This window comes from Pseudomonas sp. MF7453 (assembly GCF_016405455.1).
Classification (GTDB): domain Bacteria; phylum Pseudomonadota; class Gammaproteobacteria; order Pseudomonadales; family Pseudomonadaceae; genus Aquipseudomonas; species Aquipseudomonas paralactis.
On sequence record NZ_JAEKCN010000002.1, the window covers coordinates 392,762 to 415,411 of the forward strand.

Genomic DNA, 22,650 nt, shown 5'->3' on the forward strand with positions numbered 1-22,650 from the left:
ATGAAGTCGCCGCTACGTTTTGCCCTTAACCGTATGGTCGCGCCTGATTTGCCCCTGGCGGATTTTATCCAGCTGGCCAAAGCCCTTCAGTGCGATGCCATCGAGATCCGCAACGACCTCAAGAACCGCGAGATCGAATACGGCATGTCCGCCAGCCGCGTGCGTGAGTTGTGCGCCGCGCAGGGCATCCAGGTGTTGTCGATCAACGCGCTGTACCCCTTTGATGTTTGGAACGACGAACGCCGGGCCCAGGCAATCGAACTGGCCACCTACGCCCGTGAATGCGGGGCCCAGGGCCTGGTGATGTGCCCGTTCAATCAGTCTGGCGATACGCGCAACGACGCGCAGCGCGCCGCCGGTTTGCGCACCGCGTTGAGCGAACTGGCGTTGATCCTGCGCGAATACGGGATTCTCGGCTTCATCGAACCCCTGGGTTTCACCGTATCCGCCCTGCGTCGCAAGCGTGTGGCAGTGGATGCAATCAAGGCCGTCGGTGGTCTGGATGTGTTCCGCGTGGTGCACGACACCTTTCACCATCATCTGGCCGGCGAGCATGAGTTCTTTGCGGAGCTGACCGGCCTTGTGCATATCTCCGGGGTGGAAGACCGCGAGGCGCCGCTCGACTCGATCCGCGACGGCCACCGCGTGCTGGTGGGCGAGGACGATATCCTCGGCAATGCGGCGCAGATCGACACCTTGTTGAGCACCGGTTACAGCGGCTATCTGTCGTTCGAGCCGTTTGCCGAAAGCGTGCATGGGTTGGTGGATATCCGGCAGGCGTTGGGCAGCAGCATGGCGTATTTGCAAAAGCCCCTGCCATAACGCGATCAAAAATGTGGGAGCTGGCTTGCCTGCGACAGCGGTGCGTCAGGCAATGCATATGCAACGGATAGACCGCTATCGCAGGCAAGCCAGCTCCCACAGTGGATCGGTGTTGAACATTCCAATTGCATTCATACAAGGTGCAAATGATGACCACAACAAGATTGACCATGGCCCAGGCCCTGGTGAAGTTTCTGGATAACCAATACATCGAGATCGATGGCGTACAGAGCAAGTTCGTCGCCGGGGTATTCACTATTTTCGGGCATGGCAATGTGTTGGGTCTTGGCCAGGCGCTTGAGCAGGACGGTGGCGACCTGGTGGTGCATCAGGGCCGCAACGAACAAGGCATGGCCCACGCCGCCATCGGGTTTGCCAAGCAGCACCTGCGCCGCAAGATCTATGCGTGCACGGCCTCGGTGGGCCCCGGTGCGGCGAATATGCTCACCGCCGCAGCCACCGCCACGGCCAACCGCATCCCGTTGCTGTTGTTGCCCGGCGATGTCTACGCCAGCCGTCAGCCCGATCCGGTGTTGCAGCAGATCGAGCAGTTCCACGACCTGAGCATCAGCACCAACGACGCGTTTCGCGCCGTGAGCAAATACTGGGACCGTATCAACCGCCCTGAACAACTGATGACCGCAGCGATCCACGCCATGCGCGTGCTGACCGACCCCGCCGAAACCGGCGCGGTGACCCTGGCGTTGCCCCAGGATGTGCAGGCCGAGGTCTGGGACTATCCCGATTACTTCCTGCAAAAGCGCGTGCACCGTATCGACCGGCGCCCGGCCACCGCCGCAATGATCGGTGATGCGCTGGCAGCGTTTCGCGGCAAGCGCAAACCGTTGATCATTTGTGGCGGCGGGGTGAAGTACTCCGGCGCCAATGCGGCACTGCAAGCCTTTGCCGAGCGCTTTGCGATTCCCTTTGCCGAAACCCAGGCCGGTAAAAGCGCGGTGGTCTCCAGCCATGCGCTGAACGTCGGCGGCATCGGTGAAACCGGCTGCCTGGCGGCGAACCTGCTGGCTCCCGAGGCGGACCTGATCATCGGCATCGGCACGCGGTATACCGACTTCACCACCTCGTCAAAATCGCTGTTCAAGCACCCCGATGTGGCCTTTCTCAATCTCAATATCAACCCTTGCGACGCGTTGAAGCTGGACGGCGTGCAAGTGCTCGCGGATGCGAAAGTCGCGCTTGAAGCGCTGGCCGACGCCCTGGGCGATTACCGTTCGGGATGGGGCGAGCAGATCGCTGACGCCAAAACGCAACTGGATGCCGAAGTGGATCGCGTGCACCAGGTGCAATACTCAGGCGATGACTTTGTGCCGGAAGTTGACGACCTTCTGGACCGCGCCGTACTGCGCGAGTTTATCGAACTGACCGGCTCCTGCCTGACCCAAAGCCGCGTATTGGGCGTGCTCAACCAGACGCTGGCCGACGATGCGATCATCGTCGCCGCCGCCGGCAGCCTGCCCGGGGACTTGCAGCGCGCCTGGCGCAGCAAGGGCGTCAATACCTATCACGTCGAATACGGCTATTCGTGCATGGGCTACGAGATCAACGCTGCCCTGGGCGTGAAGCTGGCCGAGCCGAGCAAAGAGGTCTATGCCCTGGTCGGTGACGGCTCCTACATGATGCTCCACTCGGAGCTGGCCACCTCGATCCAGGAGCGGCGCAAGATCAACGTGGTGCTGCTCGATAACATGGCCTTTGGTTGCATCAACAACCTGCAGATCGGCAACGGCATGGACAGCTTCGGCACCGAGTTCCGCTTCCGTAACCCCGAGAGCGGCAAGCTCGACGGCGGCCTGGTGCCGGTGGATTTCGCCATGAGTGCGGCGGCCTATGGCTGCAAGACCTACAAGGTCAGCACGGTAGATCAGCTGGAAGCGGCCCTGGCCGATGCGCGCACGCAAACCGTATCCACACTGATCGATATCAAGGTGCTGCCCAAGACCATGGTCCACGGCTACCTGTCATGGTGGCGGGTGGGTGTGGCGCAGGTGTCCACCAGTGAACGTACAAATGCAGCGGCAAAAAAACTCAATGAACAGCTGGCCAAGGCCCGGCAGTACTAATAACAAGAGGAGTGTTTGCATGTCTTTAAAGCTTGGAGTGATCGGTACGGGCGCCATTGGCCGGGACCATATTCGTCGTTGCAGCCAGACCCTGCTCAACAGCCAGGTGGTGGCGGTCACTGATATCAACCTTGCGCAGGCCGCACAGGTGGTGGCGGACTTGAAACTGGACGCCGAGGTGTATCCGGATGGCCATACGCTGATCAATTCGCCGGAGGTCGAAGCGATCCTCGTGACCTCGTGGGGCCCCAGCCACGAAGAGTTCGTACTGGCCGCCATCGCCGCCGGCAAACCTGTGTTCTGTGAAAAGCCCCTGGCGGTCACCGCGCAAGGCTGCCGCAAGATTGTAGAGGCCGAAGTGGCTTACGGTAAGCGCCTGGTGCAGGTGGGCTTCATGCGTCCGTATGACGAAGGCTATCGGGCCTTGAAAGCTGTGATCGACAGCGGCCAGATCGGCGAGCCGTTGATGCTGCACTGCGCGCACCGCAACCCGACGGTGGGTGAGAACTACAACACCGACATGGCGATCACCGACACCCTGATCCACGAGCTGGACGTGCTGCGCTGGTTGCTCAATGACGACTATGTGTCTGTGCAGGTGGTGTTTCCGCGCAAGACCAGCAAGGCCCTGGCCCACCTGCGCGACCCGCAGATCGTGCTGCTGGAAACTGCCAAGGGCACGCGTATCGACGTGGAGGTATTTGTGAACTGCCAATACGGCTACGACATCCAGTGCGAAGTGGTGGGGGAGACCGGTATCGCCAAACTGCCGGAGCCGTCTCAGGTGCAACTGCGCAGCGGTGCGAAGCTGTCCAATGCGATCCTGATGGATTGGAAGGATCGCTTTATCGGTGCCTATGACGTCGAGTTGCAGGCGTTTATCGACAGTGTGCGCGCCGGGCAGGTCGGTGGGCCGTCAGCCTGGGATGGGTTTGCGGCGGCGGTGGCGGCGGATGCCTGCATTGAAGCGCAGGGCAGTGGGCAGATTGTGAAAGTCAGCCTGCCGGATCGCCCGCGCTTCTACGGCTAACTCACTGAAGAAATGTGGTTAACATGGTGGGAGCTGGCTTGCCTGCGATAGCGGTCTATCAGTGGCAGATTCAGTGCCTGACACACCGCTATCGCAGGCAAGCCAGCTCCCACAGTTGCTTGGGTTCCCAAATCAATTCTGGAGTTGAGCATGCGAATCGGACTAGTGGGCTACGGCCACGGTGGGCGCTTTTTTCATGCGCCGCTGATCGCCACCCTGCCTGGCGCTACCTTTGTCGGCGTGGTGACGCGTTCACCCGAACGTCGCCAGCAATTAAGTACTGATCTTCCTGGTGTTAAAGCCTTCGATTCCATCGGCCAGATCGTCGAAGCCGGCGTTGACGCCCTGGTGATTTCCACCACCCTTAAAGGTCGCCCGGCATTGGTACTGGAAGCCATCGAACACGGCGTGGCTGTGGTCAGCGACAAACCTTTTGCCGCTAACGCCGAGCAGGCCCAGGCCCTGATCACTGCCGCCGAGCGCCAGGGCTCTCTGCTCAGCGTTTACCAGAACCGGCGCTGGGACTCGGATTACCTGACCCTGCGCAAACTGATCGATGCCGGTGCCCTGGGCACCATCACCCGCTTTGAATCCCGTGTGGAACGCTACAGCCCCCAGGCACTGGGCAATGCCAGCGGCGGCGGGTGGCTGCGGGACCTGGGCAGCCACTTGGTCGATCAGGCGCTGCAACTGTTCGGGCCGGTGGATCGGGTGTTCGCCCAATTGCAGTACACCCAGGAACATCCCACGCTGGACCATGGTTTTTTTGTTTCCCTGACCCATGCCAACGGCGTCATTTCACACCTGTGGGGCAGCGCCTTGCAGAACAGCCAGGCGCCGCGCTTTCGTGTCAGCGGCACGCTGGGGTGCTACACCGTCGAAGGGTTGGACGGCCAGGAGGACGCGCTGATCGCCGGTAAATCGCCGAAGACCGAAGGCGAGCACTGGGGCTTTGAGGAGCATCGGCGCTGGGGCTGGTTCGAACAAGGCGCGGAGCGTGAGCGGGTGCCATCGGAGAAGGGCTGCTGGACGCAGTTTTATCGCCAGTTGCAACTGGCCGTGCAAGGGCAGGGACCGCTGCCGGTAAGCGCCTATGACGCCCTGGAAACCACCCGTATATTGGACGCCGCGCGCCTGAGCGCCGAGCGCCAACAGGTGGTTTTGACAAAAATAGAATAAAATTCTAAAACAGGTTGATATGGAAATTATTTTCTAATACAGTCGTTTCCAGGTTGCATAAAGTACGTTCCGGACCCAACGGGCGACTCAACAAAAACAAGATCAAAACAACCAGGTACCGTCAGATGAAAATCTTCAACGCTGTACTGCGAGTTTTACGCCCCGCCCAAGCGCCACGCGGACTGCCCCGCGCCCGGCCGTTCTACTTCTCCTTCCTCAACGTGCTGTGCGTCGAAAGCCAGGGCGCGCTGGTTTGCTGCCTCCCAGGCGCGCCCGTGGTGCGACTGACAGCCGAGTCCTGATAAACGCAACGTCGAAAAAACCAACAAGAAAGTGGAGACAGACCGTTCATGAAGACCCCGATCCGTTTTACCGCGCTGGCCCTGTGCATGTTGCTGGGCAGTGGTTTTGCCATGGCTGCCGATCTGAAGATCGGCGTGAGCATGTCGCAGTTCGATGACACCTACCTGACCAACGTGCGTGAGTACATGGACAAGCAAGCCAAGTCCTATCCCAAGGGCGATGGGGTGCAATTGCAGTTCGAGGACGCCCGCGCCGATGTGGTCAAGCAGCTGAGCCAGGTCGAGAATTTTATCAGCCAGAAAGTCGACGCCATCATCGTCAACCCGGTGGACACCGCGTCTACGGCGCGGATCAGCAAGTCAGCGATCGAAGCCGGGATCCCTCTGGTGTACGTCAACCGTCGGCCCGACCAAAAAGACCTGCCCAAAGGTGTGGCAGCTGTGACTTCCGATGATGAAGAAGCCGGCAAGCTGCAGATGCAGTACGTCGCCGATAAACTCGGCGGCAAGGGCAAGATCGTGATCCTGTTGGGCGACTTGGCGAACAACTCCACTACCAACCGTACCAAGGGCATCAAGGCGATCCTGACCCAATACCCAGACATAAAAATCGAGCAGGAGCAAACCGGCATCTGGTTGCGTGACAAGGGCATGACCCTGGTCAACGATTGGCTGACCCAGGGCCGTGAGTTCAATGCAGTACTCGCCAACAACGATGAAATGGCCATTGGTGCAGCCATGGCTTTGAAGTCGGCCGGAACCAAACCGGGCAGCGTGTTGATTGCGGGTGTCGACGGCACACCGGATGGCTTGAACGCGATCACTAAGGGCGAAATGACTGTGTCGGTGTTCCAGGACGCCAAAGGCCAGGCAGTTGGCTCTTTAGAGGCGGCCCGCAAGATGGCGAAGAATGAGGCGATCGAACAGAACATTGTCATCCCATTCCAATTGATCACCCCGGACAACGTCAAAGACTTCAAGTAGCCCTGACATAACAACAATAAGCCGGCAGGGCGGCCACGGCCGCCCTGCAGATGGAGTGCCTCCTTATGCTTGCTCAAGCCGCTGCCTCGCAGCCCCCGGGCATCCAGCCGTTGCCGCTGGACGAACCCTACCTGCTGGAAATTCTCAACATCAGCAAAGGCTTTCCCGGAGTTGTCGCCCTGGACGACGTGCAACTGCGGGTGCGCCCCGGCACGGTGCTGGCGTTGATGGGCGAGAACGGTGCGGGCAAGTCGACGCTGATGAAGATCATCGCCGGCATCTACCAGCCCGACGCCGGGGAAATCCGCCTGCGTGGCAAGCCCATTACCTTTGAGACGCCGCTGGCGGCGCAAAAGGCCGGGATCGCCATGATCCATCAGGAGCTCAACCTGATGCCCCATATGAGCATCGCCGAGAACATCTGGATCGGCCGCGAGCAGCTCAACAGCCTGCATATGGTCAACCACCGCGAAATGCACCGCTGCACCGCCGAGTTGCTGGCGCGCCTGCGCATCAACCTCGACCCTGAAGAGCAGGTGGGTAACCTGAGCATCGCCGAGCGGCAGATGGTCGAGATTGCCAAGGCGGTGTCCTATGACTCCGACATCCTGATCATGGATGAACCGACCTCGGCCATTACTGACAAGGAAGTGGCCCACCTTTTTTCAATCATTGCCGACCTCAAATCCCAGGGCAAAGGCATCGTCTACATCACGCACAAAATGAACGAAGTGTTCGCCATTGCCGATGAAGTGGCGGTGTTCCGCGACGGTCAGTACATCGGCCTGCAACGGGCCGACAGCATGAACAGCGACAGCCTGATCTCGATGATGGTGGGGCGTGAGCTGAGCCAGTTATTCCCGGTGCGCGAGACGCCGATAGGGGACTTGCTGTTGTCCGTACGCGACCTGAGCCTGGACGGCGTGTTCAAGGACGTCTCGTTCGACCTGCACGCCGGAGAGATTCTTGGTATCGCCGGCCTGATGGGATCCGGGCGCACCAATGTGGCGGAAACCATTTTTGGCATCACCCCAAGCTCCAGCGGGCAAATCACCCTGGACGGCAAGGCGGTGCGCATCACCGACCCGCACATGGCCATCGAGAAAGGCTTTGCGCTATTGACCGAAGATCGCAAGCTCAGCGGCCTGTTCCCGTGCCTGTCGGTGCTGGAAAACATGGAGATGGCGGTGTTGCCGCACTATTCGGACAACGGCTTTATCCAGCAGAAGGCCCTGCGCGTCCTGTGTGAGGACATGTGCAAGAAGCTGCGGGTAAAAACTCCATCCCTGGAACAATGCATCGACACCTTGTCCGGCGGTAACCAGCAAAAAGCACTGCTGGCGCGCTGGTTGATGACCAACCCAAGGCTGCTGATTCTGGATGAACCGACCCGCGGTATCGATGTGGGCGCCAAGGCCGAGATCTATCGTTTGATCGCTTTTCTTGCCAGCGAAGGCATGGCGGTGATCATGATTTCCTCGGAACTGCCCGAAGTGCTTGGCATGAGCGACCGGGTGATGGTGATGCATGAAGGCGAACTGATGGGCACCCTGGATCGCGCCGAGGCCACCCAGGAAAAAGTCATGCAGTTGGCCTCCGGCATGTCCGCGGTCCACTGATCTATAGAATAAGAAGGTGATGGGCTATGAACGCAATAACAGACAACAAGCCGGCGACGGCACCGGTGAAGAACCGTCGACGCATGCCCACCGAACTGAGCATCTTTTTGGTGCTGATCGGTATCGGCCTGGTGTTTGAACTGTTCGGCTGGATCGTTCGCGACCAGAGCTTTTTGATGAATTCCCAGCGCCTGGTGCTGATGATTCTGCAAGTCTCGATCATCGGCCTGCTGGCCATCGGCGTGACCCAGGTGATCATCACCACGGGGATCGATTTGTCGTCCGGCTCAGTGCTGGCCTTGTCGGCGATGATCGCGGCCAGCCTGGCGCAGACCTCGGACTTTTCCCGGGCGGTGTTTCCGTCCCTGACCGACTTGCCGGTGTGGATCCCGGTGGCGATGGGCCTGGGCGTTGGGCTGCTGGCGGGGGCGATCAATGGCAGCATTATCGCGGTGACCGGTATCCCGCCGTTTATCGCGACCCTGGGCATGATGGTCTCGGCCCGTGGTCTGGCGCGTTACTACACCGAAGGCCAGCCGGTGAGCATGCTCTCGGATTCCTACACGGCCATCGGCCATGGTGCGATGCCGGTGATCATCTTCCTGGTGGTGGCGGTGATCTTCCATATCGCCCTGCGCTATACCAAGTACGGCAAGTACACCTACGCCATCGGCGGCAATATGCAGGCGGCGCGTACCTCGGGCATCAACGTCAAGCGCCACTTGATCATCGTCTACAGCATCGCCGGGCTGCTGGCGGGCCTGGCCGGAGTGGTGGCCTCGGCACGTGCCGCGACGGGGCAGGCGGGCATGGGCATGTCTTACGAGCTGGACGCGATTGCCGCCGCGGTGATCGGCGGCACCAGCCTGGCGGGCGGGGTAGGGCGCATCACCGGCACCGTGATCGGCGCGTTGATCCTCGGTGTGATGGCCAGCGGGTTTACCTTCGTCGGGGTGGATGCGTATATCCAGGACATCATCAAGGGCCTGATCATTGTGGTGGCGGTGGTGATCGACCAGTATCGCAACAAGCGCAAGCTCAAGCGCTGAGCCTATCTCAAGGACAGCACCAATCAAATGTGGGAGGGGGCTTGCCCCCGATTGCGGTGTGTCAGTCACCGAATATGTTGAGTGAACTATTGCTACCCGGGGGCAAGCCCCCTCCCACATTTGGTATCGTGCCAGTCTGTTTCAACCGTTTGTCTTCTATATAGCTCCACTGCACTGAATTTCTTGCTATAAACGCACTCCGATGACCATTCGCCAAGCCCGTCCTGGTGCCTTTGGGGGTTAATCGGGAAAAAATGCCTGTCTTTTCAGTTGCTGCGCCCTCAAGTCGGCCTTAGACTGCCGCCCCTCGTAAATTGAGTGCCGGGTGGCGCTTGAAATGGACGGCGCCCTTCCGAGACCTGCACAGGCCTTGCGGAACGCTCCCTTATTCGCCTTAATGCACGTATTTTTTATAGAGAAATCAATGACAAAGGAAAAGTTGCTGGCCATGCCGGCGGATGACTACATGAATGCCGAACAGCACGCTTTTTTCGAGAAGTTGCTGCAAGACATGAAGGTGGAACACCACGAGCGCATTGAACAGAACCGTATCGCCATTGAAAGCCTGGACACCCCGGCAGACCCGGCTGACGCGGCTTCCGTCGAAGAAGAGCGCACCTGGCTGGTAAATGCCATCGACCGCGACCAGCGTATGCTGCCGCAGCTTGAGCGCGCCCTGGAGCGCATCAAGGAAGATTCTTTTGGCTGGTGTGATGACAGCGGCGAGCCGATCGGCCTCAAGCGCCTGCTGATCAGCCCGACCACCAAGTACTGCATCGAAGCCCAAGAGCGCCACGAGCAGATCGACAAGCACCAGCGTCAAGCCTGATGCGCGCAATGGGGCGCCTGCCAATGCGTCGGCCGCCCCGTCTGCAAAAGCCTTCCGAGATCATCCGGTCTACGTCTGGGGGGCGGGATTGTTGCTGTTTATGCAATGAAGCTATTCCCAGGATAGCTTTTTCCAACTGGAATAAAACCGTAGCATGGCCAACATTGTTAGGCAGCTAACTAATGCTACGGAGAACTTCCATGCAAAACAAAGTCGATGTGGCCGTGATGATCGGCAGTGGCGTACCTGAAACCCTGCGCGCACTGGGCCAGAAAGCCTGCTGGGTGGTGTTGCTCAATGGTGAACAGCGCGGCACCGCTTTTGCCAGTCGCGATGAAGCGCAGGAGTGCCAGGCTGCCTGGCAAGCGCTGTTGCGCATGGAACAGTCAGACAGCCTGCATTGAATCAAGCCTTCGGCGACTCGTGCAGCAGTGCGTTGAGGTCATCCACCGCAGGTGCCCATTGCGCATCCACCTGCAATTGCTCCCTGAGGAAACTCGCCTGTTGTTCGCTCCAGAATGGCGCGTCGATGAGTTTCACATCATCCGGCAGGCGATGCTCGGCGGTGAAGCGTTCTATGGCTTCCTGACTGGAATCCAGGCCCAATTGATCGAACAGGGTTTCAAGGGTAGGGATAGTGGTGTCCATAGTGTTCTCCATGCCAACTGATCGTTATGCATGTGAGGGGAATTGGACGCCAGAGTTCTATCGGATTATCAGGAGTTTAGTGCACCGCAATCCACGGCGGTTTTCAGGGCTTTTGCGGCTTCTTTTGCTGCGATGGCAGCGGCGTCTGCAGTCTTGAACCAGCGGTCTTTTTCTACCTGGTGCGCGGTCACGGTGGTCAGCGGGGGTTTGGCCCGCATGATAATGACTGCTTGAAACTCTCCGTCTACTTCCCTTGCGTCGCCGTGGATAAAAAATTCGCCAATATCAAATTCCGTCACGTATAGCCTTCCCTTCAAGGTAACTGCACTGATGAAACCTGACCCATACGGGGCAAACTTCAATGGACGGGTCAGTATGGCAGTTGTTGAAGGGCGACGGCGCAGTAAAGTCATCCAGGTGACGAAACGAGCCCCCCGCATAGGGCTTGCAGGTTGGCTTCCAGAGTTTTGGCTAATTCACAGGCTTTATTGTGATCGCTGCGAAACCCCTTGATCCTGCCACTGGGCACTTCAAGAATGTGGAAAAAGTTCTTTCCGGCCGGTACCACTTGGTAAAGAGCTGAATGGGAGTACCCATCAAGGTTATGTAAGCAGTAGTATTGGCGTTCGTCTGGACATGATGAACGAGAGTGGAAGGACGTAGCGTTGTGTTGACGTCGTTGCATGCTCAGCTCCTGTCGATCGATCTTGTTAGCCTGTCTTTTCTTGGTGTTTCGGGTGGTTTTGACCCGGCCTGCTGTTTTAGTATTGTCGTCGGCAGTTCGCAACTGGTTCCATGCCCGTGTATTTTTTGTTTTGGGTGTCGGAAAACTGCATTTCTGACTGGGTTATTCTCTGAAGTTGGTCGACTCGTATTCTCGGGTCGTTGAACCTGTGATTTGCTGTGCCACCGGCTGACCTTGCTTTAGGTCCACCGCGGTTGGCTGTACGGGTCTTATGGGTGGTCTTCAGATTTTTGATGAATGTGTGATCGTGCCGTAACGGCCGTTTTTTTGTGCTGCCCGCTTCCGCGGCCAGCGCTTTCTTGATGTGGGGGCGTTTCCTTGGCAGTCAGTAATCTGGATATGCACGCGTTATTCGTGCTGGGTGATTTGCGCGCAAAGTTGGTCAAACAGTTTCAATCCCGGTTTGTCTACGTCACTGAACAGACGCCGGAAGGCATCTACATTGCCGAGATCGATACCGAAGCGGCAATGGTCGTGGATGACAAGCCGCGCCTGGAACTCAAAGTGGGCGACCATTTCCGTGCGGCTGTTTTGCCCAGCCGCGAAGGCGGAAAGTTCGAGCTGAAGTTTCGCGATATCAAGTTGACCGTGTACGGCCTCGGCGACTACGCCTTTGTATCGTCGAACGAAGGTCAGGGCATTGTGTTCAAGGAAGGCCACAGCGTGATGCTGGTATTTGCCGCCCATGAACAATTGCAGGAAGGGCTGACCAAAACCCTCAAGGCCGTGACGGGCAAAGCCGCCAAGTGGCGCAAGGGTGAGCTGGTGACGTTCAAGGCCAGCGAATAGTCGGTAAATTCGCTGCGCACCTTTCTCTTTCGGAACCTCTACTACAGTTGAGTTGACTTAACTATTCAGAGGCTTCGCGCATTAGCGGCCAAGCCGTTTGCCATGACTGCGAAAACGCGAGGTGCAAAGGCATGAAAGGATTGAAGTCACTGCTGGCGGCGTCATTGACGGCCATGAGTCTGTCACTGCCGGTTTCGGCCGCACAGGCGCCGGTGCATTTTGCCGACCTCAACTGGGAAAGCGGCAGCCTGATCACCGAAGTACTGCGCTTTATCGTCGAAAAGGGTTATGACTTGCCCACCGACACCTTGCCGGGCACCACTATCACCCTGGAAACCGCCCTGGCCAAGAACGACATCCAGGTGATCGGCGAAGAGTGGGCGGGCCGCAGCCCTGTTTGGGTCAAGGCTGAAGCCGAAGGCAAAGTGGCAGGGCTTGGAGACACAGTCAAAGGCGCCACTGAAGGCTGGTGGGTGCCGGAATACGTGGTCAAGGGCGACCCGTCCAGAAACCTCAAGGCCCTGGCGCCGGACCTGAAAAGTGTAAAGGACCTGGCGCGCTACAAAGACGTATTTAAAGACCCGGAATCCCCGGGCAAGGGGCGGTTTCTCAATAGCCCCATCGGCTGGACGTCCGAAGTGGTCAACAAACAGAAGCTCAAGGCCTATGGCCTGGACGACAGCTATGTGAACTTCCGCAGCGGTTCGGGCGCAGCGCTGGATGCCGAGATTGCCTCGTCGATCCGCCGGGGCAAGCCGGTGCTGTTCTATTACTGGTCACCGACGCCGCTGATGGGCCGCTATAAGCTGATCCAGCTGGAAGAACCGCCTTTTGATGCCGATGCCTGGAAAACCCTGACTGATGCAGACAACCCGAACCCGAAGCCGACACGCTCGTTGGCTTCCAGGTTGAGCATTGGCGTATCGACGCCGTTCCAGCAGCAATATCCGCAGATCACCCAGTTCTTCGAAAAAGTCGAGTTCCCCATCGAGCCGCTTAACAAAGCCCTGGCGAAGATGAGCGAAAACCACACCGCGCCACGGGACGTGGCCCAGGCGTTCCTCAAGGAGCACCCTGAGGTCTGGAAGGCGTGGTTGACGCCGGACGTTGCGCAGAAGGTTGAGACGGCCCTTAAATAGCCTGGATGCAGAACAAAATGTGGGAGGGGGCTTGCTCCCGATGGCGGAGTGTCAATCACAGATAAATTGACTGACACTCCCTCATCGGGAGCAAGCTCCCTCCCACAATTTTTTTGCATTCCAGATTTAGAATCGCGTTTGTACCGCTATCTCGAAGGTCCGCGGTGACCCCAGATAGTAAGCTGGCGATACATGCGCAAACTCGGCATACACCTCATTGGTCAAGTTACGCACCCGCCCGGTCACAGAGGTGCGAGCATCGAGCTTGTAGCGCAGGAAACTACCGAACAGCGTGTAAGCCGGCACTGTCTGGGTGTTGGCATAATCGGCATACACCTGGTCGACATAGCGCGCATCCACCCCCCCTTGCCAATGCTCTGAGAAGTCGTAGGTCAACCACAGGTTGCCCACGCGCTTGGGCACATTGGTCGGCGTATTGCCTTTGCGCGATACCACGGCGCCGCTGGCAACTTTCTCATTGAATTCATCGTACTCGGCATCCACCCAGGCAAAGTTGCCTTCGGCCAGGAGCCTTGGCGTGATGCGCAGTGAGCTGGCCAGTTCGATACCTTTGGACGACTGCGCGCCCACCGGGATGCTGTTGGTGGGGTCCTGTGGGTCGGTGACGGCAAAGTCTTCGCGTTCAATTTTGTAGACGGCGACCGTTGCCGAGCCGCGACCGTCCAGGTAATCGAACTTGCTGCCGATCTCCCACTGCTTGCCGGTGGACACGTCAAACACCTGGGTGGTGGTATTGGGCTGTTCCACGGCGGTGCTGTATTGCACGTAGACATTGGCTGACGGGATGAATTGATAGGTCAGGCCCACACGGCCGGTCACTGGTTCCCAGCTGCGCTTGAAGTGCCGAGGGTTGGTGGCGGTGATTGTGCGGTGGTTGGTCACGTCCAGGTCGATGGCGTCATAACGCAGACCGGTCAGCAGTGACAGCTTATCCGTCAGCCCCAGGCGGTTTTCCAGGAACAGTGCCTTGGTGGTTACCTGGTTGGTCGTGTCCTTCACAAAACCCGGTTTGATGCCGGGGATGTCATAGAAGTGCCCCGGGTTGTAGTGGTTTGGGTCAACCGTACTGTCACCCTGCTCCCTAAGCGGGTGGCCGGTGGTGCTGTTGACCTTGTACTCAAAACCGCCGGACCAGGTGGTAGAGAGCCCGAACACGCTGGTGTCATGGCGCAGTTCGAACTGGTTGCCATTCTGTTCGCCCTGATGCCGCACCTGATAGGCCGTGGAGCGGTTAACGGCGCTGTTGTCGGCGTTGTACTGGTAGGTCTCCAGGTTGCGGTAATCGCGCTGGCTGTCGAGATGATAAAGGGTGTTTTTCAGCGTGGTGCTGTCGTTGATCCGATAGTCGATGATCGATCGCGCCCAGATCGTGCGCTGTTCATAACGCCCGTCGGCAACGTTGTAGTTGTTGAAGCGGTTGTGCCTGTCGATCTTCAGTTCGCCGGCTTTGGGATTGAGCACCGGCGTGCCCCAATACGGGCTGTCTTCATGCTCGTCCTGATACTCCAGGGCCAGGGTGTGGGACAGGTTGGGGGTGAGGTCGCTGAGCAGGGAAAACGCCACGCTCCAGGCATCCCGTTGAACACGCTCGATGTGGCTGTGGTTGGTGTTGCGGCTTACATCCAGCCGCGCGTAATGCTGCACGTCGGCGCCGGGTTCGGTCAGTGCGTGATTAAGGCCCAAGGCCATGCCGGCGGTGTCGTAGCTGCCGTAGGTCAGTTGGCCTTCTGCGGCCAGTTCTTCACGGGTCGCCAGCTTGGTCACGTAATTGAGCGAGCCACCCACGGAGCCGGCGCCGTTGATCAGGGAGGAGGGGCCGCCGACCAGTTCCACGCGGTCGTAGATCCAGGCATCCACCGGGCGCGCCAGGCCCGTGGCGACATTGATGCCGTTGAACATCTGGGTGATCTGGCTGCTGGTAAACCCTCGATACGAGACAAAACCACCGAACCCGGGCGGCGCGCTGGCGTTGACGCCGGGAAGGGTATTGGCCGCATCGCGGAAGGTCTTGGCGCCATGGCGCTCGATATCGTTACGGTTGGCGATCGCCACCGACGCCGGGGTTTCCCGCACGCTCAGACCCAGGCGCGAGGCCATGCCGCTGGATTGATCAAGGGCCAGGCCGGGCTCGACGCTTTGATCACCGTCAATGGTGGTCGGCGCCAGCTCAAGGGCGCAGGCGCAAACAGGCAGGCAGCCGAACAGGCCCGCCAACAGGGGTAAATGTTTCATGGTTGAATCCTGAAAACTTGGCTTGAAAACAACGCACCGCTGCCCATACGTCCTCACGCAAACGGCGGGCAATGCAGATCGGAAAGCGCAGGGATCAGGCGAAGGCAGGTGGCGCGCGCGGGTTAGCCGTGGGCCAGGTGAAGCGGGCAGGAATATCAGCGGCAAGCACCACCGCAGCAGGCGGCGCATGGGGTTGGGGCAGTACCGCCACATTCAAATGGGAGTTGAGCGCAGGCCCCATGCCGCCGGTAGAACACAGCGGGCAACCAAACGCCTTGGACAGGGTTGGCAGGTTCTCATCGGTAGAGTTGGCAGGCAGTGGCGCCTGGGTGCGCGGGTCCACCGTACAGAACTGGCCGCTGATGCCGTTGAGCTGCATCCCCACCATCTGCCCATGGCCAATGCTGCAGGCGAACACATTGAACAGGACGCAGCAGTAGAGCATCCAGGCAATGAGCGAGCGGTCGGCACGGGCGAGTTTCATGGGGCGGCACTTTACCATCAGCGGCCGACGAAATGCCTGCAGAAAATCTCAGGGCGACTATCCTCATTCGCACATTTTTGGGGAGTACCGGGCATGAGCTTCGTCATAGCGCGATGGATCGTCGGCGTATTTACCTTCATCAGTATGGTGCATTTGTACTGGGCGGCTGGCGGCAAATTCGGCAGCCTGGCGGCGATTCCACAACTGCCTGGTGAATTTGCCAGCGGGCCGCGACCGGCGTTCAAACCGTCGACCCTGGGCACCTTTCTGGTGGCGATGGGGTTGGTGGCGATTGCGTTGTTGGTCTGCCTGCGTGCCGGGCTGTATTTTTCGCCGGTTTCCCATGGGGCGTTGCAGTGGGGCATCAGTGCGATTGCGGTGTTGATGTTTGCCCGGGCGATTGGCGATTCGGAGCTGGTGGGGTTTTTCAAGAAGGTCGGCAGTTCCCGGTTTGCGCGCCTGGATACCTACCTCTACTCGCCGCTGTGCCTGGTGTTGGGTGCCGGGCTGTTGGTGGTGGCCTGGACCTGATCGTCTCAGTTTAGGGCGGCAAGTCGTCGGTAGGAGCGAGCTTGCTCGCGAAAATGTCAACGATTGCGCGCGCTTCCTGAATAAACGCGGCGCTTGTGAGTTTTTCGCGAGCAAGCTCGCTCCTACATTTTTAATCCAGTGTGATCTCCCGATCAGTCAGTCTCCAGGTCTGCTGTCTCCCTCCAAACACCCTCCAGACAAAAATACACCTCCCGGTTTTATAGCGCTTGACCTTCCCAATGTGGCAAGCCCGATAAAAACCTCCAGTGTCGATTTGTCTTGAAAATTCCAAGGAGGGTGAACGATGTACGCCAAACCAATAAGCCTGATCACCGGGGCAATGGCCGTGGTGTTGACGCTGGGCGGATGCACAGACAATGCGCCGCCGGCCGCGGCCGGCAAACCGCCGAGTGTGCCGGTGGCCGAGGTGGTAGCGCGGGCGGTGACGCCGTTTGTCGAGTACACCGGCTCGTTGACCGCCATTGAGCAGGTTGAACTGCGCCCGCGTGTCAGCGGTTATCTGCAAAGTGTCAGCGTACCCGAGGGCCAGTTCGTCACCAGGGGCAGCCCGTTGTTTGTGATCGACCCGCGGGTGTTTCAGGCTGCGTTGAATGCTGCCAGGGCGCGCTTGCGTGAGGCCGAGGCCAATGCGTTGCTGGCCCAGGCCGAGCATGGGCGAGCCGAGCAGCTGTTCGCCAAGAAGGTGGTGGCGCGTGATCGCCTCGACACCGCCATTGCCTCCTTGAATGCCGGCCGGGCCCAGGTTGAGGCCGCGAAAGCGGCGCTGGATACGGCGCAGTTGGACCTGAGCTACACCCGCGTCACCGCGCCGATCAGTGGCCGTATCGATCGCGCACTCGTCACTGAAGGCAACTATGTCACCCGCGGGGAGACGCCGTTGACGACGATCGTTTCGGTCGACCCCTTGCATGTTTACTTCGATGTCGACGAGCGCACCTATCTGCACTCGTTGGCTGCGACGCGGGAACACGCCGGATCGAAGGGGGACAAAGCCGCCAGGGTGATGGTGGCGATGCTCAACGATACAACCTATGCGCGAGCCGGGCGGGTGGACTTTCTGGCCAACGCGGCCGACCGCAAGACCGGCACCGTGCGCGTGCGTGCGGTGGTCGACAACCCGGACGGGCGCCTGACCCCCGGGCTGTTCGCCAAGGTCAAACTGGACACCGGCGCGGCGCAAACGCGAGTGTTGATTGCCGACCATTCCATTGGTACCGACCAGGGCCGCCGTTATGTGCTGGTGGTCGGTGAAGATGACAAGACCCAATACCGCCCGGTCGAACTAGGCCCGATGGCTGACGGCCTGCGGGTGATCGAACAGGGCCTGCAACCGGGCGAGCGCATTGTCGTCAAAGGGCTGGTACGCCCCGGTATGACGGTCACGCCATTGGCCGCCAGTATCGAGGGCAAGCCGCTTGAGGCCCCGCTGACCGTGGGAGGCGTGCAATGAGCTTTCCACGCTTCTTTATTGATCGGCCCATCTTCGCCATCGTCCTGTCGGTGTTGATGATGATCGGCGGCATTGTCGCCTTCTTCCATCTGCCGCTGAGCGAATACCCCGCGGTCACGCCGCCCACTGTGCAAGTCACCGCGTCTTATCCGGGGGCCAACCCGCAAGTGATTGCCGAGACTGTGGCGGCGCCGCTGGAACAGGTGATTACCGGCGTTGAGGGCATGCTCTACATGACCTCGCAGTCGGCCACCGATGGCCGCATGATCCTGACGGCGACCTTCGCCCAGGGCACGAATGCCGACATGGCACAGATCCAGGTGCAAAACCGTGTTTCGCGCGCGTTACCGCGCTTGCCTGAAGAGGTGCAGCGTCTCGGTGTGGTCACGCAGAAGACCTCGCCGGACATCCTCATGGTGGTCCACCTGCTGTCTCCCGACCAACGTTATGACCCGCTGTACATTTCCAACTACGCCTACCTGCAGGTGCGTGATGAGCTGTCGCGCATTCCGGGGATCAACGACGTGCTGGTGTGGGGTGCAGGTGAATACAGCATGAGGCTGTGGCTCGACCCGGACCTGATCGCTGCCCGTGGCTTGACCGCCGGTGATGTGATCGGCGCCGTACGCGAGCAGAACGTGCAAGTGGCCGCCGGCTCGGTCGGCCAGTCGCCTGATTCCAGTGCGGCGTTCCAGGTTACGGTCAACACCCTTGGGCGGCTGACGGACGAAGCGCAGTTTGGCGACATCATCATCCGCACCGGCGATAACGGCCAGGTTACGCGCCTGCGCGATGTCGCCCGTATCGAAATGGGCGCCGATGCCTACGCGCTGCGCAGCCTGTTGGATGGCGAGCCGGCCGTGGCTTTGCAAATCATCCAGAGCCCGGGGGCCAATGCGCTCGATGTGGCGCAGGCGGTGCGCGACACCCTGCAGCGTTTGCAGGCCAACTTCCCCGAAGGGTTGGTCTCGCGGATAGCCTATGACCCGACCGTGTTTGTGCGCGCTTCGCTGGAATCGGTCGCCATCACGCTGATGGAAGCGATCCTGCTGGTGGTCATCGTGGTGGTGGTGTTCCTGCGTAACTGGCGCGCATCGCTGATCCCATTAATGGCCGTGCCGGTGTCGATCATTGGTACCTTTGCAGTCATGCATTTGATGGGGTTTTCCCTCAATACCTTGTCGTTGTTCGGGCTGGTGTTATCGATCGGCATTGTGGTCGACGATGCCATCGTGGTGGTCGAGAACGTTGAGCGGCATATCGAGAACGGCGAAGAGCCCACACAGGCCGCGCGCAAGGCAATGGGCGAGGTCACCGGCCCGATCATCGCCATTACGTCGGTCCTTGCGGCGGTGTTTATTCCCACGGCATTTCTCAGCGGCCTGCAGGGGGAGTTCTATCGGCAATTTGCGTTGACCATCGCGATTTCCACCATCCTTTCAGCGGTCAACTCGTTGACCCTCAGCCCAGCGCTTGCCGGCCTGTTGCTGCGCCCGCGCACCGCCGCCGTGGCGCACGACCCGCGCAGCCTGCGCGGTCGCGCCGCGCATTGGGTACACGTGCTGAGCCGGCCGTTCCAGCGTGCACCGCAAGCGTATGGCAACTCGGTGCGCAAGGTCGTCGGCCGACGCGGGGTGGCGCTGGTCGCCTATGGCGGGTTACTGGCGCTGACCTGGTTCGGCTTCAATGCTGTACCGGCGGGTTTTGTGCCGATGCAAGACAAGTACTACCTGGTGGGGATCGCCCAATTGCCCAATTCGGCCTCGCTGGATCGTACCGATGCGGTGGTGCGGCAGATGTCTAAAATCGCCCTGGATGAGCCGGGGGTTGAAAGTGTGGTGGCGTTCCCGGGGTTGTCGGTCAACGGCTTCGTCAATGTGCCGAATGCGGCAGTGATGTTCGTCATGCTCGATCCATTCAAAGAGCGAACCTCATCCGATATGAGCGCGGTTGCCATCGCCGGGCGCCTGCAAGCCAAGTTCGCGAGCATCCCTGACGGTTTCCTCGGCGTATTCCCGCCGCCGCCGGTGCCCGGCCTTGGGGTGACCGGTGGTTTTAAATTGCAGGTCGAGGACCGTGGCGGGGTTGGGCTTGAGGCATTGGTGCAGCAGACCCAGGTATTGATGACCAAAGCCACTGAATCGGGGCAGGTCGCCGGGTTGATGACCAGCCTGGACGTCAACGCCCCGCAGTTGAACGTGGACATCGACCGCACCCAGGTCAAGAGCCAGGGCGTGCGCCTGGCGGATGTGTTCGAGTCCTTGCAGGTCTATCTCGGGTCGCTGTACGTCAACGACTTCAACCGTTTTGGCCGCACCTACAAGGTCACCGCCCAGGCCGATGCCGACCACCGTATGCAGGCCGAAGCCATCGGCCGTCTGCAAGTGCGCAATGCGGCCGGGGACATGCTGCCGTTGTCGGCGTTTGTCACCGTCACACCGGGTTCCGGCCCGGACCGGGTGATCCACTACAACGGCTACCCTTCGGCGGACATCTCCGGCGGGGCTATGCCTGGGGTCAGCTCGGGGCAAGCCGTCGCGCTGATGGAGCGCCTGGCGCAGGAGGTACTGCCCGAAGGCGTGACCTATGAATGGACGGACTTGACCTACCAGCAGAAGCTCGCGGGGTCCTCGGCGCTGTTTATTTTCCCTCTGTGTGTGTTGTTGGCTTACCTGATCCTCGCCGCGCAATACAACAGCTGGTTGTTGCCTTTGGCGGTCTTGATGATTGTGCCCATGTGTCTGCTCAGCGCGATCGTCGGCGTGTGGCTGGTGGACGGTGACAACAACGTGTTCGTGCAAATCGGGCTGGTGGTGCTGGTCGGGCTGGCGGCGAAGAACGCTATTTTGATCGTCGAGTTTGCCCGCAGCCTCGAAGGCGAGGGCGCCAGCCCGTTGGAGGCGGTTATCCATGCGTGCCAACTGCGCTTGCGGCCGATCCTGATGACGTCGCTGGCGTTCATCGCCGGCGTGGTGCCGTTGGTATTGGCCAGTGGCGCCGGGGCCGAGATGCGCCATGCCATGGGGGTTGCGGTATTTGCCGGGATGTTGGGGGTGACGCTGTTTGGCCTGTTCCTTACGCCGGTGTTCTACGTGGTGATGCGCAGCCTGGCGCTGCGCTTGCAGCGTCAAGGTTCGAGTCCGAAGTTGCAGCTGGAGGAGCAAGCATTATGAAACGGTCTTTTCCACTCTTTATGTTGCCGTTGCTGCTGGCAGGCTGCGCTGCGGTAGGGCCTGACTATTCCGCGCCGGTACTGCCCGCCGCGCATAGGCCGGCAAGCTTCGGGGCGCCCGTTGCAGGTTTGGGAAGTGGCGAGGTTGAAATGCAGTGGTGGCAGGTGTTCGACGAACCGGCCCTCAGCCAATTGATCCGGCAGGCGCTGGCGGCCAACCACGACATTGGCATCGCCGCCGCACGCCTGGACGAAGCCAAGGCAATGCTGCGTGAGAGCCGTCAAGGGTTCCTGCCCAGTGGCGGTGCCGCCCTGGGTTATGAGCACAGGCGGCGCAGTGAAGTCGAGACACCGTTCGGTGAGGAACGCTCAATCGAAACCACCCGTGCGGCGCTGGATGCGGCCTGGGAAATCGACCTGTTTGGCCGCGTGCGCCGCTCGGTAGAAGTAGCGCAGGCGCAGGCGGGGTCGCGCCAGGCCTTGCTGCGCAGCGTGCAGGCGAGCGTCGCCGCCACCGTCGCGGCCACCTGGTTCGAACTGCAAGGGATCGAAGCTGAACAGGCGGTGGTCGCGGATATCAGCCAGAGCCAGCGTGACAGTCTGGGCCTGGTGGAGCATCTGGTCAGCGTCGGTGCCGCCACTGAGTTCGACCGGCTACGCGCCGAGGCCTTGCTGCGCAATGTCGAGGCGGTAGCGCCCGACCTTGAACGGCGACGCGCAACCTCTACCAACGCACTGGCCGTGCTGCTGGGGCAAGCGCCGCAAGGGTTCAAGCCGCCGTCGGCCAAACCCGGCCGTGACACCTTGAACCTGCGTACCCTGCAAGTGGGCGACCCGGCTGGCTTGTTGGCTCGGCGCGCCGATATCGCGGCGGCCGAACGCACGCTGGCGGCCGAGACTGCACAAATAGGCGTGGAAACTGCCGGTTTGTATCCGGATATCCAGGTACAGGGCTCCATCGGGCTGTTGGCCGGAAGCCTCGGTTCCCTGGGGGATGCCGGTATGCAGTCGAACTTTATCGCCCCGGTAATTCGCTGGTCACTGCTGGACACCGCACGCGTGCGCGCACGAATAGCCGCCAGCGAGGCGCGCACCCAGGCGGCACTCATCGCCTACGACCAGACCGTCTTGCGTGCCCTGCAAGAGACCGATGATGCGTTTCAGGCCAACAGCGCTGCGGGCAATACGCTAAACCTGCGCCTGCTGGAAGCAGCAGCAAATCGCGAAGCGGCCAGGTTTGCACGCACGCGCTTCGCCGAAGGCGAGGGCGTGTATCTGGATGTGCTTGAGGCCGAACGTGCGGACTTCAACAGCCGCCGTGCGTTGACGGCGGCGCGTACCGGGCAGCGCTTGGCGGTGGTGGGAATTTACAAGGCGCTGGGCGGGGGATGGCAGGTTTGTGAGCAGGTGGGGCACGTGTGTAAGGGAGGATGATGCAGTGCAAATGTGGGAGGGGGGCTTGCCCCCGATGGTCATGGGTATCTACACAACTTTTTGTAGCCACTGCCGACGCTAACCACGAT

At 60.1% G+C, this 22,650-nt stretch carries 19 protein-coding genes; 15 read left to right on the forward strand and 4 right to left on the reverse strand.

The window, feature by feature from the left end:
• The 9 genes from JFT63_RS04460 to JFT63_RS04420 all read left to right on the forward strand — a co-directional run bounded on the left by JFT63_RS04460 (position 1) and on the right by JFT63_RS04420 (position 10,299).
• Positions 1–822 carry a TIM barrel protein gene (locus JFT63_RS04460; protein ID WP_198843551.1) on the forward strand — a complete coding sequence of 274 codons (822 nt, stop codon included), beginning with the start codon at positions 1–3 and terminating at the stop codon, positions 820–822.
• A gap of 149 nt (positions 823–971) precedes the next feature.
• A complete protein-coding gene (iolD, locus tag JFT63_RS04455; RefSeq protein WP_198843550.1) occupies positions 972–2,903 on the forward strand; it encodes a 3D-(3,5/4)-trihydroxycyclohexane-1,2-dione acylhydrolase (decyclizing) in 1,932 nt (643 codons plus the stop codon).
• Positions 2,904–2,922: 19 nt separating this feature from the next.
• Positions 2,923–3,933: a Gfo/Idh/MocA family protein gene (locus JFT63_RS04450; RefSeq protein ID WP_198843549.1), complete on the forward strand. Its 1,011-nt coding sequence runs from the start codon at positions 2,923–2,925 to the stop codon at positions 3,931–3,933.
• A 150-nt stretch (positions 3,934–4,083) separates the two neighbouring features.
• A complete protein-coding gene (locus JFT63_RS04445; RefSeq protein ID WP_057702775.1) occupies positions 4,084–5,112 on the forward strand; it encodes a Gfo/Idh/MocA family protein in 1,029 nt (342 codons plus the stop codon).
• 350 nt (positions 5,113–5,462) lie between these two features.
• Positions 5,463–6,398 (forward strand): sugar ABC transporter substrate-binding protein, encoded by a 936-nt coding sequence (locus JFT63_RS04440; RefSeq protein ID WP_057702776.1) that lies wholly within the window; start codon positions 5,463–5,465, stop codon positions 6,396–6,398.
• Between the two features lie 65 nt (positions 6,399–6,463).
• Entirely contained in the window at positions 6,464–8,017 is a 1,554-nt protein-coding gene (locus JFT63_RS04435) for a sugar ABC transporter ATP-binding protein (protein ID WP_057702777.1), read from the forward strand.
• A 26-nt stretch (positions 8,018–8,043) separates the two neighbouring features.
• Positions 8,044–9,066, forward strand: coding sequence for an ABC transporter permease (locus JFT63_RS04430; protein WP_003191668.1), 1,023 nt, complete (start codon positions 8,044–8,046; stop codon positions 9,064–9,066).
• A gap of 424 nt (positions 9,067–9,490) precedes the next feature.
• Positions 9,491–9,895 (forward strand): TraR/DksA family transcriptional regulator, encoded by a 405-nt coding sequence (locus JFT63_RS04425; RefSeq protein WP_003191666.1) that lies wholly within the window; start codon positions 9,491–9,493, stop codon positions 9,893–9,895.
• 200 nt (positions 9,896–10,095) lie between these two features.
• Positions 10,096–10,299, forward strand: a complete 204-nt coding sequence (locus JFT63_RS04420; protein ID WP_005787746.1) for a hypothetical protein — start codon at positions 10,096–10,098, stop codon at positions 10,297–10,299.
• A gap of 1 nt (position 10,300) precedes the next feature.
• On the opposite strand, the gene JFT63_RS04415 is transcribed toward JFT63_RS04420, so the two are convergent.
• Both JFT63_RS04415 and JFT63_RS04410 read right to left on the reverse strand, forming a co-directional pair.
• Positions 10,301–10,543: a DUF2789 domain-containing protein gene (locus tag JFT63_RS04415; RefSeq protein WP_057702778.1), complete on the reverse strand. Its 243-nt coding sequence runs from the start codon at positions 10,541–10,543 to the stop codon at positions 10,301–10,303.
• A 68-nt stretch (positions 10,544–10,611) separates the two neighbouring features.
• Complete coding sequence (locus JFT63_RS04410) at positions 10,612–10,842, reverse strand: hypothetical protein (protein ID WP_057702779.1); 231 nt, start codon at positions 10,840–10,842, stop codon at positions 10,612–10,614.
• A gap of 785 nt (positions 10,843–11,627) precedes the next feature.
• On the opposite strand from JFT63_RS04410, the gene JFT63_RS04405 reads away from it, so the two are divergent.
• The gene (locus tag JFT63_RS04405) at positions 11,628–12,077 is read left to right on the forward strand and encodes a hypothetical protein (protein WP_186560256.1); all 450 of its coding nucleotides are present in this window, start codon (positions 11,628–11,630) and stop codon (positions 12,075–12,077) included.
• 131 nt (positions 12,078–12,208) lie between these two features.
• Positions 12,209–13,216, forward strand: coding sequence for an ABC transporter substrate-binding protein (locus JFT63_RS04400; RefSeq protein ID WP_198843548.1), 1,008 nt, complete (start codon positions 12,209–12,211; stop codon positions 13,214–13,216).
• Positions 13,217–13,342: 126 nt separating this feature from the next.
• Here the strand turns inward: JFT63_RS04400 and JFT63_RS04395 are convergent, their stop codons facing one another.
• Together JFT63_RS04395 and JFT63_RS04390 are read right to left on the reverse strand one after the other, a co-directional pair.
• On the reverse strand, positions 13,343–15,469 hold the full coding sequence (locus JFT63_RS04395; RefSeq protein ID WP_198843547.1) for a TonB-dependent receptor: 2,127 nt from the start codon (positions 15,467–15,469) through the stop codon (positions 13,343–13,345).
• Between the two features lie 94 nt (positions 15,470–15,563).
• Positions 15,564–15,953 carry a DUF2946 domain-containing protein gene (locus JFT63_RS04390; RefSeq protein ID WP_057702785.1) on the reverse strand — a complete coding sequence of 130 codons (390 nt, stop codon included), beginning with the start codon at positions 15,951–15,953 and terminating at the stop codon, positions 15,564–15,566.
• A 93-nt stretch (positions 15,954–16,046) separates the two neighbouring features.
• On the opposite strand from JFT63_RS04390, the gene JFT63_RS04385 reads away from it, so the two are divergent.
• From JFT63_RS04385 to JFT63_RS04370, 4 genes are all read left to right on the forward strand, one after another.
• Positions 16,047–16,484: a DUF3995 domain-containing protein gene (locus tag JFT63_RS04385; protein WP_186560137.1), complete on the forward strand. Its 438-nt coding sequence runs from the start codon at positions 16,047–16,049 to the stop codon at positions 16,482–16,484.
• 304 nt (positions 16,485–16,788) lie between these two features.
• Positions 16,789–17,955 carry an efflux RND transporter periplasmic adaptor subunit gene (locus JFT63_RS04380; protein WP_198843546.1) on the forward strand — a complete coding sequence of 389 codons (1,167 nt, stop codon included), beginning with the start codon at positions 16,789–16,791 and terminating at the stop codon, positions 17,953–17,955.
• A complete protein-coding gene (locus JFT63_RS04375) occupies positions 17,952–21,128 on the forward strand; it encodes an efflux RND transporter permease subunit (RefSeq protein ID WP_198843545.1) in 3,177 nt (1,058 codons plus the stop codon). The genes JFT63_RS04380 and JFT63_RS04375 overlap by 4 nt, the downstream gene beginning before the upstream one ends.
• Entirely contained in the window at positions 21,125–22,561 is a 1,437-nt protein-coding gene (locus JFT63_RS04370) for an efflux transporter outer membrane subunit (protein ID WP_198843544.1), read from the forward strand. The genes JFT63_RS04375 and JFT63_RS04370 overlap by 4 nt, the downstream gene beginning before the upstream one ends.
• Positions 22,562–22,650 lie beyond the last annotated feature (89 nt).